The following is a 14,267-nucleotide window of genomic DNA, read 5'->3' as shown; positions in this document are numbered from 1 at the left end:
ACGTGTTACTCACCCGTCCGCCGCTAATCTCAGGGAGCAAGCTCCCGTCGATTCGCTCGACTTGCATGTATTAGGCACGCCGCCAGCGTTCGTCCTGAGCCAGGATCAAACTCTCCGAAGAAATGTTTGACTTGCTCATTTGCTTTTTTGATAGTGTGTGCTCACTTAAAATTTAACGTTGGCGCTTTGTTTTGTTCAGTTTTCAAAGAGCAATAATGGAGCGGGTGAAGAGAATCGAACTCTCATCATCAGCTTGGAAGGCTGAGGTTTTACCACTAAACTACACCCGCATTTAATTTTAAAATATTTTCAGAAAGAATGGTCGGGAAGACAGGATTCGAACCTGCGACCCCTTGGTCCCAAACCAAGTGCTCTACCAAGCTGAGCTACTTCCCGTAAAATATGGTGCGCCCGGCGGGAGTCGAACCTACAACCTTCTGATTCGTAGTCAGATGCTCTATCCAATTGAGCTACGGGCGCTAATTTCTATGATGTTATTGGTGCGGCCGAGAGGAGTCGAACCTCCACGGGGTTTCCCCCACTAGGCCCTCAACCTAGCGCGTCTGCCATTCCGCCACGACCGCGAAAGCGACTTTGTAAGTTTAACACCTTTTCAACTTGATGTCAAGAAGAAAATATCAGTGCGGGTGAAGGGACTTGAACCCCCACGCCTTGCGGCGCCAGATCCTAAGTCTGGTGCGTCTGCCAATTCCGCCACACCCGCGAAAATAAATGGTGAGCCATGAAGGATTCGAACCTTCGACCCTCTGATTAAAAGTCAGATGCTCTACCAACTGAGCTAATGGCTCTAAATAAAATGGCTGGGCTAGAAGGGATCGAACCTTCGCATGACGGAATCAAAATCCGTTGCCTTACCGCTTGGCTATAGCCCAATAATCAAATACTAATTAACAGCCAGGATAACATTATATCACGATAATATTATTTTAGCAAGTGTTTTTTAAAAAAATGGCGGTCCCGACGGGAATCGAACCCGCGATCTCCTGCGTGACAGGCAGGCATGTTAACCGCTACACCACGGGACCAGTATTTTGATTGTGTATAAGAAAGTGACCCATACGGGATTCGAACCCGTGTTACCGCCGTGAAAGGGCGGTGTCTTAACCGCTTGACCAATGGGCCTTGATAAAATATGTAACTGGCGGAGAAGGAGGGATTTGAACCCTCGCGCCGCTTACGCGACCTACACCCTTAGCAGGGGCGCCTCTTCAGCCTCTTGAGTACTTCCCCAAAAAAATGGCTCCGCAGGTAGGACTCGAACCTACGACCGTTCGGTTAACAGCCGAATGCTCTACCACTGAGCTACTGCGGAATAATGAAAATTGGGTTCCTTTTTCACGCTCAAGGACCTTAGTGTTTGTCGTTAAGAACAAGTTGTTATCTTGTCGACTCTTATGATTATAAAGAGGTTGCAACTTAAAGTCAAGGGTTCTTTTATGTTTTTTTATATTTTTGTTTTTTACTCCTTAAACCCTTGGTAAATCAATGTTCCACGACATTTACCACAAACGAAACGGGTAGTGTCGATTCGCTTTTTTCTTATATACACCTGCTGACAGTCTTCACATTTATATTGAATAGTATTCATCTTTTTCTTTAATTGGTTAGATGGCAGCGGCTCGCAAAATCTCGGTGCCCCCACTTTTTTGAGTAATTGCTTAAAGTCCGCATCACGATGCTGGTACCCCTTTTTTTCGATGTGCAGATGATAATGGCACAATTCATGCTTAATGATTCCAATCATTTCTTCCACACCGCGTTCATCAAGATACTTCTTATTGATTTCTATATTGTGTGAACGGAGCAAGTATCGGCCTCCCGTTGTTCGGAGACGTGGATTAAAACTGGCTTGGTGTCTAAAGGCCTTTTCAAAGTCTTTCAACGATATTTCTTCCACTAGTTTTTGCAATTGCCGATTATCCATTTCCCCCTCCCTTTCCTTGGTAACATGACAACCTATTATAACATAGACTAATAATACAATAGGAAACTAAGGGAGGAAAAGCTATGCCTAATTGGTTCCAGAATCAAATCCGCAAAGCCTTTTATGAAAAGGATTATTATCAAGTGAAGATGTTGAATCAATGTTGGTTTTTTTATCAAAAAAAAGAAAGCCTCCGTTTATAAATTCAACTTTGCTCCATATAAAAAAACCCCTTCTAATATAGAAGGAGCTTACCGTAGGCTATTTTTGATCCTTTGGCTCGAGCATCGTTAAAGATACCCTTTGTTTTTTGGAGTCAACCAGTTCGACCCAAACCGTCACAACATCCCCAACGGCCACTACATCCAATGGATGCTTTACAAACCGGTTGCTCAGTTTAGAAATATGAACCAGTCCATCCTGTTTAACACCAATGTCCACAAACGCACCGAAATCCACAACATTCCTCACTGTACCTTGTAATTCCATCCCAATTTGCAGATCCTCCATTTTTAGTACATCCTGCTTAAGCAGTGGTTTTGATAATTCATCCCGAGGATCTCTTCCCGGTTTCATAAAATCATCTATGATATCTTTAATCGTAATTTCCCCAATTTCCAATTCCTCGGCCAAATCAGCCGGATTTAGTTTGCCTAATTCTTCATTCAGGGCATCACTGCCTAAATCATCGGATGTGAATCCCATTTTCTTTAATAATTTATTCACGGCACTGTAGTTCTCAGGATGTATCGCCGTTTGATCTAAAGGCTCATCTCCATTAATGATACGTAAGAACCCTATACATTGTTCATATGTTTTGGCACCAAGCCGGGGAATCTTCTTTAATTCCTTCCTGCTTGAAAACTTCCCTTCCACTTCCCTTTTCTTCACAATATTTTGAGCAACCGATTTTGATAAACCAGCTACATATTGCAAAAGTGACGATGAAGCGGTATTGACATTCACTCCCACCTGGTTAACAGCTGTTTCTACTACAAAGGTGAGGGATTCTGTTAACTTTTTCTGGGACACATCATGTTGATACTGACCCACCCCCACGGATTGCGGATCGATTTTAACAAGTTCAGCAAGGGGATCCTGAAGCCTTCTGCCTATCGAAACGGCGCTTCTCTGTTCTACTTGAAGATCTGGAAACTCTTCACGGGCAATATCCGAGGCTGAATACACGCTGGCTCCCGCTTCATTAACAATTATATATGAAATATTCCCTTTCACTTCTTTTAAAATATCTGCGATGAATTGCTCTGATTCACGTGATGCCGTACCATTGCCGATTGCCACGATTTCAACCGAGAACCGCTGAAGTATTTCAATCGTTTTTTCACGGGCAGCATTAAGCTTCGCAGCAGGAGGATGCGGGTAGATCACACTGATATCGAGAACCTTTCCGGTTTCATCAATGACGGCCAACTTACATCCAGTCCGATATGCCGGATCAAGGGCAAGGACCACTTTCCCTTTAAGCGGGGGCTGCAAGAGCAGGTTCCGCAGGTTTTCAGAGAAAATATGGATGGCTTGATCCTCAGCTTTTTCCGTCAACTCTTTTCTGATTTCCCGTTCTACAGAAGGCAGGATCAATCGCTTGAGTCCATCCTCAATCGCAGATTTAAGAACAACTTGGGCTTCAGATTTGTTATTTTTAATGATTTTCCGCTCAAGATGACCAATGATGATTTCAGTCCGGGGCTGAATGGAGATTCGCAGAACTTCTTCCTTTTCACCTCTATTCAGCGCCAACACCCGATGCGGTACGATCCTTTGAACCGGCTCCTCGTATTCATAGTACATTTCGAAGATTTTTTTCTCGTCCTTCTCTTCATTTTTCACAGTTGAAACCATTTTTCCGGCTTTGAAAATTTCAGCCCTTATCCACTTCCTTAATTCTGCATCATCGGATATATGTTCAGCTATGATATCCTGCGCTCCAGCAATAGCCTCTTCAATAGAAGAAACTTCTTTTTCTGCCGATATGAATTCTGCAGCTTTTTCGCTAACACTGGCATGCATTGGACATTCCAGAAGCCAATTGGCCAGTGGTTCAAGACCCTTTTCTTTAGCAACTGTCGCTTTCGTTCTCCTTTTTTGTTTGAATGGCCTGTATAAATCCTCGACTTCCTGCAGTTTTGTTGCCTTCTCGATTTGTATCGTTAATTCTTCGGTCAATTTTCCCTGTTCACCAATCGAACGCGTAACTTCCGCTTTCCTCTGGCCAAGGTTTTCAAGATAGTTCCACCTTTCCATGATGGAACGAATCTGAACTTCATCAAGCGAACCCGTCATTTCTTTCCTATACCGAGCGATAAAAGGGACAGTGTTCCCTTCTTGCAGCATCTGTATGACGTTTTGGACTTGATTATTTTTCAAAGTTAGCTCATTGGATATTTGTTTAATCAGTTCTTTCAATTTATCTTCTACAACGATCATTATGTTTACCTCCAACCTTTTGATCTAATAAGTATAGTCTAGCAAATGAGTGATGAAGTTGCGAATTCAATACAAAAAAGCTCACTTCCGAATTATGGCGAAAGTAAGCTTCCTAAAATGAAAGTTGTATCATCTGCAGTTAATGGACTGCTTTTTAATATGCACTGTGCGTTCTTATCGATAGGGACCAGCCTTTTTAAAAAAGATTTAGCTCCCTTAAGTTCTAAACCATCGGAATGAAGGATGAATTTTGCATTTGGTTCATATTTGTAGCTCTGCGTCCTGTATGTTTGTTTCCTTCCGGATAAATACCCTGTAACAGGTAAAGGGTAAACGAGTTTATCGTCGCTTGGATTATACAGAAAAAAGCGGATGTTACCCACTGAACTGTATACAAATTCATTCTTGTCATAAAAAATCTTCAAAATCGAAACGGCTGCCCCCCGCTTATCGACTAAAACCTGGTTACATACTGCCATTAATGATTCTACATCCAACTCATGATTACGTTTAACTTCCTCGATGACGGCATGGGAGGAATCATAAGCATTTTTGCCGCTGCCTAGACCATCTGCCAGGACACACACAAAGTATTCTTTCGTATGAAGAAAGAAGTAATCATCACCACAATAAACCATCCCGTTTTTAGACGATTGAGAGACAAGGACTTCTATTTTTTCTTCCCTCAGAATATCTTTGATCACTGAATTAACTCCGAGTTTTCAGCATTAATGGCTTCTTGAAGCTTCTTGATCGCGCGGCGTTGGAGCCTTGAAACATGCATTTGGGAAATCCCCAGTTTATCGCCAGCTTCTTTCTGGCTTAAATTCTCTAAATAAGTATGTTGAATGATCATCTTTTCACGGTCACTCAGAACATGCAGCACCTTTTCAAGCACAAGCCGCTGATTGACCTTTTCAAAACCTTCATCGACATTCCCGAATATATCAAGTAACGTGACAGTACCGCCATCAGAATCCGCCTCAATAGAATGATCCACAGATAAAGCTTGATAGCTTTTTCCCATTTCCATCGCTTCTAAAACTTCTTCTTCAGTCACGCCTATACTATCGGCTATTTCATCTATTCTTGGTGAGCGATGCAGAGTTGTCGTCAATTCCTCGACAGTCACCCTGATTTTCGGACCAAGCTCCTTAATTCTCCTTGGCACATGGACACTCCATGTTTTGTCACGAAGGAACCTTTTGATTTCGCCGATTATAGTAGGGACGGCAAATGCCTCAAAGCTCTTACCGAAAGATTCATCATATCGTCGAATGGCACCTAATAAACCAATCATGCCGACTTGGGAGATATCCTCCTGAAATGATTTCCCTTTCGCATACTTGCGGGCGATTGTTTCAACTAAACTTTTATAATGGATGACTAGATTACTCTGTGCTTCATCATCTTGATTCTGCTGGTAAGCTCTAATCCATTCATTTACCTGTTCTCTTTGTGCCTGATTAGGTTGAGACTGTTTTTGCATCCATCTCCACCTGCTCTCCTTCTAAAAACTTAGTCATAAATACTGTAACCCCATCATGCTGATGAATTTTAACATCATCCATCAGAGTTTCAATAAGGTAAAGACCCAAGCCTCCTTCTCTCAAAAGTTCGACTTTTTGTCCATTTTCGTATGGACCGAGTCCTTGACGAACTTCTTCGAAATTACAGCTCTTGCCACTATCAGAAACCATGACCTCCAGACGGTCAGGATAAAGGCCGAAACTTACTTTCACTTCACCTTTTTCAGAATCCTTATATGCATGCTGTACCGCATTTGTACAAGCCTCACTGGTAGCGATCTTCAAATCCTCAATTTCATCATACGCAAATCCCATCCGGCTTCCTATCCCAGAAAGCGTTAAACGAATGACACCGATGAATTCTGGTTTTGCAGGTATTTTCATTTCGATGTAATCATATACTTGACTCATTCTAACCCACCCTCTGTACCACTTTTTATATCAATGATATCTGCAAGACCTGTTATATCAAATAAACGTCGTAACCTTTCTGATAAGCCAACTAGTGTGAATTCGCCATTATGTGCCCTTACGCTTTTGAAAGCACCGACAAATACCCCAAGTCCCGTACTATCCATATAAGAGACTTCAGTTAAATCAATCGTAATCGAAACATTATCCTGCTCTGAAATCGGAAATAGTGATTCCCTTAATTTCGGTGCAGTATAGGCATCAATTTCACCTTTTAGTTTTACAACAAATTCAGTATTTAATTCATTAACATCTACAGTTATATTCATCCTTGACCCACCTCTTCAAATCCTCTTCATTCCTATATCTATACCCAGCAGAAACAATACTAAACATTTGATTTTAAAATTATTAATGTAAAATCATCCCTCAGTTGGAAGTTCTGCATTTTCTCTAATTGTTTAAATATATTATTCACCATTTCCTGGGCTTGCAAATGCATATTCTTTTTAATGAAACCGATAAGTGTTTCCCTTTCTATGAACCCATCATACGTCCGGCATTCCGTTACCCCATCGGATAATAAAATGATCATGTCTCCACGATTCACCGTTTTTTCATATTGGCGATACCTTGTTTTTTTATCAACTCCAAGCAACAAGCCCTTTGCATCCAAATCACTAAAAGTACCTGTTGCGGCATCATAGTAAAAGCCAGGTTCATGTCCGGCTGAAGCATAGGAAAATTGCCTGTCATGCGGATCATATAAACCATAGAACATGGTTATGAACATGCTTGGATCCACATTATGCTCCACAACACGGTTCAAACTCTCAAGCACACTATTCGGTTCATGACGATGCTCGGGAAGACTGTCCATCGCATATTTGATCATCGACATGCACAATGCAGCAGGAATCCCTTTTCCTATGACATCTGCTATCCCTACTCCTATACGATCATTTTCATCTTGGACGAAGTGATAGTAATCTCCGTTCATCTGTCTCGCCGGAACACTGATCGCTCCAATTTCAAGTGCTTTGATATCAGGAATTTTCGTTTCCAAAAGAGTATGTTGAACGTTTGCCGCAATCTCGATTTCCGTTTTCAGTTCCTGCTGTTGATGTCTAAGGCTTTGATGTTCACGGTATGCAATACCGTAGCCCATCATGACTTCCAGCAGAAAATCGAAAGAATCCAACACTTTTCCCGGTAATTCCGGGTAAAGTTCCATTAAGTTATTTTTATGCATACTGATGATTTCTTCTGGAGATATATTGTATTTGATATGTAGGCGGCTAATCTTTTGTCCTTGGTAGAGTGCCTGCTCATTTTGGTCTTTAAGATAAGTAGAAAGCGCCTCATGATACTTTTTCTCCATGTTCTCCCTAATATCCATATTTCCCCCCTAACGGAGCCATTTCGTAGCGATGATCTTAGTCCCTTCACCTGGTATCGAATCAATATCAAAGTCATCCATTAAACGTTTGGCTCCAGGAAGACCTGCGCCCAGTCCCCCTGAGGTGGTATATCCATCTTCCATGACTCTGCGGATATCCTCAATTCCCGGACCCTGGTCCTCTGCAATGATTTTCAATCCTGACTTCCCATTTATATTTAGCTTTTCTATGCTAACACTGCCTTGTCCAGCATATAGGTATATGTTTCGGGCCAATTCGCTAATGGCTGTTGTGATCCTGGCCTGGTCTACAGTACCGAACCCCAACTCTTTAGCGACATTTCTTCCGAGCTGCCTTGCAGCTACGATGTCCCATTCATTTATGATTTTTACGCAGGATTGGAACTCCATTCTTTAATCCCCCAATTCCTGTTGTAATTTCTCCAGGCCTTTCTCTAAGTCTAATGCTGTCAGAACATCATCGAGACTAATTCCCAGTTCAATTAATGTTATTGCAACAGCAGGCTGGATTCCCGTAATTACAACTTTGGCCCCCATAAGCTTAGACATGCTAAAGACATCGCCCAATACCTTTGCGATAAAAGAATCAATAAAATCTATTGAGGTAATATCTATAACAACGCCATTCGCGCTTGTTTCATGAATCTTATGCAGTAAATCCTCTTGAAATTGAAGGGCTGTCATATCATCCAATTCCCACTGTATAGAGACTAACAAGCAGTCATAAAGCTTCAATATCGGAATCCTCATACTTATCCCTCCACCTTTACGATCTTACGGCTCGTTAATTCCAACGCAACTTCTATCCCTTTTTTCAATGTATTTTTTGTAATCACTTCATTTAAATTAATTCCAAGATTAACGATTGTTTGAGCAATTTCAGGGCGGATGCCGCAGAGTATACATTTTGCGCCCACTAATCGGACTGCTTCCGCCGCTTGAATGATATGATGGGCAACCATGGTATCCACGACCGGCACGCCCGTTATATCAATGAGAACAACTTCAGATCTATGCTTTACAACGCCGGTCAACAGGTTTTCCATTATCTGTTTGGCACGTTCCGTATCAATCGTACCAATCAGCGGCATTACCGTTATTCCTTCCAATACAGGAATGAGCGGAGCCGAAAGTTCTTGCAACGCTATTTTTTGCATGGAAACAGTTCTTTCCCAAGTTTGAGTATATATATTGACTATTTCATTATTTATCGGTGTGGCCCATTTATCCAAATGGTTAACGAGATTGACTTGATTTCCAGGAGTAACAAGACCCTTTTCCACCATACCATTTATGACAATTAACGTGAATTTATGAAGTCCTTCATTGACGAAAGTGAGAGGCCATCCCAATTGGACGACTTTCTCGGCAAAATCTGAAAGCTTCAATGTGAATTCCTTGTTTTTACTATCAACGTTCGTAATGATCATATCTATAAATTCACTGCTAGTTTGCGTGAACATTCGATCTGAAACGACTTTAATTAATCTTTCGTCCGTACTTTCCTTCATGATGCCCATCCACTCAGTAAGGATGTAATCTTGATTTTGCTTAATAAAATCGTAAACCAATTGATTCATAATATCCTCCCATTCTAACACAATTGCCTTGTTTCCCTGTCCACGTCACAAGGATGTTAACTAACTGTAATGTTATTTCCATTTGGATTTCCTTTGAATTTCCCCACTAACTTTTGCTTTTTTTTAGTTATTTACAAAATAACTATATACCCGAAATTCAGGTAAGAAAAACATCAATTAATGAAAAGTTAGGGAGATACTATAAAAAACAATGACGTTCCATTCAATATCTAACTATATAATGTTTTTATTCGTCAAATTTTTCATATTTCCTGCTGTATAGTTTTTGGATATGTTAATGTTATTTGACAAAAAAAACACGATCCCCACAGTTGCAGGGATCGTGCCATCTAAATAACATCAAGAATGATTTGTATTATAATAACGCCCGGTTTAACGGGAAAAATTTTCTTTAAAACTCAATGAGGCCTAAACTAATTTGCAAAGCTTCATTGACTTTTTGCATCATCGGTTCGTCAAGATGCGTAATTTTATCAGTTAAACGCTGCTTATCAATTGTCCGGATCTGTTCTAATAAAATGACGGAATCCCGCTCGAATCCGTACTTTTTTGCATTAATCTCAACATGTGTAGGCAATTTCGCTTTTTGAATTTGAGCTGTAATGGCTGCCACGATCACAGTCGGACTAAAGCGATTACCAATATCGTTTTGTAAAATTAGTACCGGACGGGTCCCCCCCTGCTCTGAACCAACTACCGGGGAAAGGTCTGCGAAGTATACGTCACCACGCTTAACAACAATCAATGGCTCAGCCTCCGCTAACTAATCGTTCAACGCAATGACCAGCCTCGAATTCAGCCTGGAAGGCTTCAGAAGCAATCGTTAAGTTAATGGCCGCCATTTCAATATAACCGCGTTTCATCGATTCGCGAAACTCTTTCTTTTTACGTTCGCGAAGATACATTTTTGTGGCACGATAAATAAATTCACTGCGATTTACATTTTCCTCACTCGCATACCCATCTAACTCTGTTAAAAAATTTTGAGGTAATCGAATTAATATCTCTCTTGTTGCGCTGGATTCAGACACAAACATACACCTCCACCATCACTACACACCTTTATTGTATATATCCTTTTCAATATTACCATTAAAATGCCTATCTGCAAAGAGTATATTCTATTCTCAATCCTATTATCAGCATAATAAAGGAAATCTTATTCACAATCTTAGGATTTTTTTACAATCAGGTCATTCCAAGATGAAGTTGCGTACATGATTCACCTGATTGTCTTTTATATACACACGGGGCACTCTTGGTCCAATCATACATGTTATCTCATAGTTGATCGTTTCCAGTTTTGCCGCTATCTCATCGACAGTAATCGATTCATCCCCATCATTCCCCATCAGTGTGACCTCTGTTCCTACAGGGTATGGCCCAGGCAGCTTGATCATGCATTGATCCATGCAAATCCTCCCGACTATGGGTACTCTTTTTCCATCCACAAGAACTTCCTGACCTTGCAGCTTACGGATCCAGCCGTCAGCATAACCGATTGGCAAAGTCCCAATCCACTCATCACCTTCAGCCGTATATGTCGCTCCATAACTAACGCTTTCACCCTTAGCAAGCTGTTTAACCGCAACCATCTTCGTTCTCAATGATATAGCCTGTTTTAATGGGTATGGCAATATCGGCTTCATCTCCACGGAAGGACTCAATCCATACATGGAAATCCCCATTCTTATTGCATTCCATTCAGGATCGGTGAATCTTAAAGAAGCTGCACTATTGGCTGCATGAATATATTCAGGCTTTCCAGTCATTACGGAAAGCATCCCTTTAAATGTAGCAAGCTGCTTTTCATAATAGTCGGTCTTCATTTCATCCGCCGTCGCGAAATGAGTGAATATCCCTTGGAAATTGAAACAAGCTTCACGCTCAAGCAAATTTTCCACTTTCATGAGTTGACCTTTATCACGAATGCCGATTCTACCCATGCCGCTATCCACTTTTACATGGATTTGCAAAACTTGTCCCGGTTTCAACAAATCCTTTGCCTTTTCCAACCATGCTACATCGAAAACCGTCACGGAAATCCCATACTCGGCAGCAAGAGCTGCGCTTTCAGGCCTTGATGCCCCAAGTACAAGGATTGGAGCCAATATTCCCTTTTTTCGTAAGGCAAGAGCCTCATCCAAAAAAGCGACACTTAAAAAATCCGCCCCCGCTTCAAGCGCCGTTTTGGCCACTTCATAGTCCCCATGGCCATATGCATTCGCTTTAACGACAGCGAAAAGACTAACGCCATTTCCCAGTCTTTGTTTCATTGAAGAGATATTTTCAAAAATTTTATCCAAATTTACTTCTGCCCACGTATCTCGATGAAATATTTTCGTTTCCAAGACCATTTCCTTCTTTCCTACACTCACAATAAGATTCTTCCCAGTAGCGAAGTTTTCGTTTCATTATAGGAACATTCTATAACCAACCGCCAGAAAGATAAAGTGCTTTTTCACCTTGATTCTAATTTCCCAGCTGCGAGCCTAAATCAGTTGGAAGGATTAAAAATGTCAACAAGCTGCTTTCCCGCCTATCCTACCCAGAAGAAACCTTCGTAAGGAGACGGGAAACATCAGCTTGTTATGTAATCCTATTTGACTGGTTCTTCCCCAACCGAACGGGCGACTTCTATCATCTCTTCCTGTGTCAAATCCTTTGATGCAAGCATATAATCGACACCTTCAAAAGTCCATGCAATCGTATTTCCTGTCATGGCCCCGACAGTATAACCCAAATCAACCGGTTCTCCATTAACATTCGTCGAAACGGAAGTTTGAACTACCTCAGCTTTCTCCTGAACTAATGTAAAACTTTTTGTACCCTCATAGGTCAAAACGACACGTTCTCCCTTTTCCGTCGTAATTTCTTTTTCTTCCGTTAAATTCATATCACCAATATTGTCAGGGTATTTCACTGCAAATCCTTCATTTTGGACTTCTGCCATAACGGGTGCTTCAAGTTGTGCACTTGTCATGTTTTTCTTCATATCAAATGAATCCTTATCAAAAGTCGTATCGAATTTAACTTTCGAGAATTCAACTAGTACCAATGCGGTCTTATCAGGGTCCATGACTTTTACACTGACTGGGGATAAATCCTTTTTGTTTATAGTAATCTCTTGATATGGCAACATTTTATTGTTTTGGTAGCGTGTTTTCGTTTCAAAGACATAATGTTTATCCGTTTCTTTATATGTCGCACTTTTATCTTCCGTAATGTCTTTCACCAACGACTCGAACAAATAGGCCTGACTGCTGTTCTCCGGCCACTCGCTTTGAAATTTAAAACTTTTATTCAAAGCTGGTGTCAGAACATATACACCATCATCATTTTTCAAAATCATCTGGCTTTGATCCTTCTCTTCATTTTTCAGATTTACGCGGTAAAAAGAAGGGTCCTTATGCCAAATCTCCACATTATACACTTGAGGTTCCGTCCCCATCTTCAATGTCATCTTCGCGTTAGCTTTATATCCCTTCATTTCGCCAAGCTTCTCATTCAATTCACTCACTACGTCACTCTGTGATTTTTGGCCGCAAGCAGAAAGAGCAAGCAAGAGCATGATCCCTGCAAAAAGCATTACCATCTTCTTCATCTTTTCAACCCCTTTTTGTCATTTGAACGTAAAAGGGAGAGGAAAAGGCAGGATCCGGACATTGGCTCGACTGATGTCTTAGATTCCTCGGTATTTTAGGCACGGACCCATTCTCAGTCCGGCTAAAAACTTTTCGAGAGCACCTACTCTGCCATGTACCTTTTACCGGGCCTTGTCTCCCTATAGCACTAAATGTATATGAGACAACCTAAAGGTTTATGACCCGATGGACAAAACTCCATTCACCCTTCAATTACGACTTGAGCAACCGCATAATCCCGGCTGTGGCTAATCGAAAGATGGACCCCTTCAGAAAACGGCTTTGAAATCATCGGCTTTCCTTTATCATCCGAAATGATTTCAATATCCAAAAAGGATAAGTGCTTACCGATCCCTGTTCCGTTTGCTTTTGAAAAAGCCTCCTTTGCCGCAAAACGCCCAGCAAAATACTCGACCTTCCTTCTTCCATTTAACTTTTCGAAAATCAAGATTTCCTTTTCTGTTAATATACGTTCCTTTAAACGGGGTTGCCGATTAATCAGTGTTTCCATTCTATCCAATTCAGTAATGTCCACGCCTATACCTTTAATCACTTTGACACCTCTTCTATTAATTTAATAAGCTGCATATCATTAGGAGGACTCTTTTACCTGAAAATGATAATATTGTATTTAATTAAAAACGATAACAAGGAGGAATTTATGTTTACAAGAACAGAAGGCTTCCGCGAATACGCAGATTCATATCGAGCTGTTACTGTGCTCATACTCATTATGATGATTGTATTCGTTCTTGTCCTCTTCCCCATATTTCCCGGCAATGTACTCTTTTATTATGGCGCAGGTGTGAACTTATACATCGCTGATGGACAATGGTGGCGTTTGATCACCCCCATCTTTCTACATAGCACGTTTACACATTTACTGTTTAACGGATTCTCCCTTGCCATCTTCGGTCCATTCCTAGAGAAATTACTTGGAACCATCAAGTTTTCAATCTTCTTTTTATCGACTGGTATCCTTGCCAATATCGCAACCTTTCTAATTAACCCACTGACATATAACCACGTAGGTGCTAGCGGAGCAATTTTTGGTTTACTCGGATTCTTTCTATATCTTGTACTTTTCAATAAAACCAATTTTACGAACAACGAAAGAAATACAGTATATACACTGACCGGAATTGCCGTCATCATGACCTTCATACAACCGCAGATCAACGTTATCGGTCATCTGGCTGGACTGGCAACCGGCTTTTTAACAGCTCCATTATATTTAAGAAAAAAATGGTAGGACAAACAGCCGACTCTTCC

The 14,267-nt window shown here is 41.1% G+C and carries 17 protein-coding genes, 11 tRNA genes and 1 rRNA gene; 2 read left to right on the top strand and 27 right to left on the bottom strand.

Annotated features, from left to right (window positions below):
• The 13 genes from LQ188_RS26315 to LQ188_RS26255 all read right to left on the bottom strand — a co-directional run.
• Positions 1-121, bottom strand: a 16S ribosomal RNA gene (locus tag LQ188_RS26315); the annotation flags it as partial.
• Between the two features lie 95 nt (positions 122-216).
• A tRNA-Gly gene (locus LQ188_RS26310) sits at positions 217-290 on the bottom strand.
• Between the two features lie 29 nt (positions 291-319).
• Positions 320-396: transfer RNA gene (locus LQ188_RS26305), tRNA-Pro, on the bottom strand.
• Between the two features lie 7 nt (positions 397-403).
• Positions 404-480: transfer RNA gene (locus LQ188_RS26300), tRNA-Arg, on the bottom strand.
• 18 nt (positions 481-498) lie between these two features.
• Positions 499-584: transfer RNA gene (locus tag LQ188_RS26295), tRNA-Leu, on the bottom strand.
• 58 nt (positions 585-642) lie between these two features.
• Positions 643-724, bottom strand: a tRNA-Leu gene (locus tag LQ188_RS26290).
• 9 nt (positions 725-733) lie between these two features.
• A tRNA-Lys gene (locus tag LQ188_RS26285) sits at positions 734-809 on the bottom strand.
• 9 nt (positions 810-818) lie between these two features.
• Positions 819-893: transfer RNA gene (locus LQ188_RS26280), tRNA-Gln, on the bottom strand.
• Positions 894-970: 77 nt separating this feature from the next.
• Positions 971-1,046 (bottom strand) — tRNA-Asp (locus tag LQ188_RS26275).
• A 25-nt stretch (positions 1,047-1,071) separates the two neighbouring features.
• Positions 1,072-1,143, bottom strand: a tRNA-Glu gene (locus tag LQ188_RS26270).
• A gap of 17 nt (positions 1,144-1,160) precedes the next feature.
• A tRNA-Ser gene (locus LQ188_RS26265) sits at positions 1,161-1,251 on the bottom strand.
• Between the two features lie 7 nt (positions 1,252-1,258).
• Positions 1,259-1,333: transfer RNA gene (locus LQ188_RS26260), tRNA-Asn, on the bottom strand.
• A gap of 147 nt (positions 1,334-1,480) precedes the next feature.
• Positions 1,481-1,945: a SprT family protein gene (locus LQ188_RS26255; RefSeq protein WP_101225978.1), complete on the bottom strand. Its 465-nt coding sequence runs from the start codon at positions 1,943-1,945 to the stop codon at positions 1,481-1,483.
• An 83-nt stretch (positions 1,946-2,028) separates the two neighbouring features.
• Between LQ188_RS26255 and cmpA the strand changes: the two genes are divergently transcribed.
• Entirely contained in the window at positions 2,029-2,148 is a 120-nt protein-coding gene (gene cmpA, locus LQ188_RS26250) for a cortex morphogenetic protein CmpA (RefSeq protein WP_089364909.1), read from the top strand.
• 58 nt (positions 2,149-2,206) lie between these two features.
• On the opposite strand, the gene LQ188_RS26245 is transcribed toward cmpA, so the two are convergent.
• From LQ188_RS26245 to acpS, 14 genes are all read right to left on the bottom strand, one after another.
• Positions 2,207-4,390: a Tex family protein gene (locus LQ188_RS26245; protein WP_230178897.1), complete on the bottom strand. Its 2,184-nt coding sequence runs from the start codon at positions 4,388-4,390 to the stop codon at positions 2,207-2,209.
• 92 nt (positions 4,391-4,482) lie between these two features.
• Positions 4,483-5,094, bottom strand: coding sequence for a PP2C family serine/threonine-protein phosphatase (locus LQ188_RS26240; protein WP_230178895.1), 612 nt, complete (start codon positions 5,092-5,094; stop codon positions 4,483-4,485).
• Positions 5,091-5,879 (bottom strand): RNA polymerase sigma factor SigB, encoded by a 789-nt coding sequence (sigB, locus tag LQ188_RS26235; protein ID WP_101225980.1) that lies wholly within the window; start codon positions 5,877-5,879, stop codon positions 5,091-5,093. Before sigB ends, LQ188_RS26240 begins: the two co-directional genes overlap by 4 nt.
• Positions 5,857-6,330 carry an anti-sigma B factor RsbW gene (gene rsbW / locus LQ188_RS26230; RefSeq protein ID WP_034306366.1) on the bottom strand — a complete coding sequence of 158 codons (474 nt, stop codon included), beginning with the start codon at positions 6,328-6,330 and terminating at the stop codon, positions 5,857-5,859. Before rsbW ends, sigB begins: the two co-directional genes overlap by 23 nt.
• Positions 6,327-6,659, bottom strand: coding sequence for an anti-sigma factor antagonist (locus LQ188_RS26225; RefSeq protein ID WP_101225981.1), 333 nt, complete (start codon positions 6,657-6,659; stop codon positions 6,327-6,329). The genes rsbW and LQ188_RS26225 overlap by 4 nt, the downstream gene beginning before the upstream one ends.
• A gap of 59 nt (positions 6,660-6,718) precedes the next feature.
• Entirely contained in the window at positions 6,719-7,729 is a 1,011-nt protein-coding gene (locus LQ188_RS26220; protein ID WP_101225982.1) for a PP2C family protein-serine/threonine phosphatase, read from the bottom strand.
• A gap of 9 nt (positions 7,730-7,738) precedes the next feature.
• Positions 7,739-8,140, bottom strand: coding sequence for an anti-sigma regulatory factor (locus LQ188_RS26215; RefSeq protein ID WP_101225983.1), 402 nt, complete (start codon positions 8,138-8,140; stop codon positions 7,739-7,741).
• A gap of 3 nt (positions 8,141-8,143) precedes the next feature.
• Positions 8,144-8,500 carry an STAS domain-containing protein gene (locus LQ188_RS26210; RefSeq protein ID WP_034306376.1) on the bottom strand — a complete coding sequence of 119 codons (357 nt, stop codon included), beginning with the start codon at positions 8,498-8,500 and terminating at the stop codon, positions 8,144-8,146.
• 2 nt (positions 8,501-8,502) lie between these two features.
• A complete protein-coding gene (locus LQ188_RS26205; protein ID WP_101225984.1) occupies positions 8,503-9,330 on the bottom strand; it encodes an RsbT co-antagonist protein RsbRA in 828 nt (275 codons plus the stop codon).
• Between the two features lie 412 nt (positions 9,331-9,742).
• Positions 9,743-10,093 carry a type II toxin-antitoxin system PemK/MazF family toxin gene (locus LQ188_RS26200; RefSeq protein ID WP_034306610.1) on the bottom strand — a complete coding sequence of 117 codons (351 nt, stop codon included), beginning with the start codon at positions 10,091-10,093 and terminating at the stop codon, positions 9,743-9,745.
• Positions 10,094-10,100: 7 nt separating this feature from the next.
• Positions 10,101-10,382 carry an antitoxin EndoAI gene (locus LQ188_RS26195; RefSeq protein ID WP_034306380.1) on the bottom strand — a complete coding sequence of 94 codons (282 nt, stop codon included), beginning with the start codon at positions 10,380-10,382 and terminating at the stop codon, positions 10,101-10,103.
• Between the two features lie 162 nt (positions 10,383-10,544).
• Positions 10,545-11,708 (bottom strand): alanine racemase, encoded by a 1,164-nt coding sequence (alr, locus tag LQ188_RS26190; RefSeq protein WP_101226001.1) that lies wholly within the window; start codon positions 11,706-11,708, stop codon positions 10,545-10,547.
• Positions 11,709-11,950: 242 nt separating this feature from the next.
• A complete protein-coding gene (locus LQ188_RS26185; protein ID WP_101225985.1) occupies positions 11,951-12,955 on the bottom strand; it encodes an outer membrane lipoprotein carrier protein LolA in 1,005 nt (334 codons plus the stop codon).
• A gap of 242 nt (positions 12,956-13,197) precedes the next feature.
• Positions 13,198-13,548, bottom strand: a complete 351-nt coding sequence (gene acpS, locus LQ188_RS26180; protein WP_101225986.1) for a holo-ACP synthase — start codon at positions 13,546-13,548, stop codon at positions 13,198-13,200.
• A 108-nt stretch (positions 13,549-13,656) separates the two neighbouring features.
• Between acpS and LQ188_RS26175 the strand changes: the two genes are divergently transcribed.
• On the top strand, positions 13,657-14,247 hold the full coding sequence (locus LQ188_RS26175) for a rhomboid family intramembrane serine protease (RefSeq protein ID WP_101225987.1): 591 nt from the start codon (positions 13,657-13,659) through the stop codon (positions 14,245-14,247).
• Positions 14,248-14,267: the final 20 nt, after the last annotated feature.

The sequence above is a fragment of the Peribacillus sp. Bi134 genome (genome assembly GCF_918698065.1).
Classification (GTDB): domain Bacteria; phylum Bacillota; class Bacilli; order Bacillales; family DSM-1321; genus Peribacillus.
Note: the sequence above shows the minus strand (reverse complement) of the source record. Positions and strands in the feature narration are given on the sequence as shown.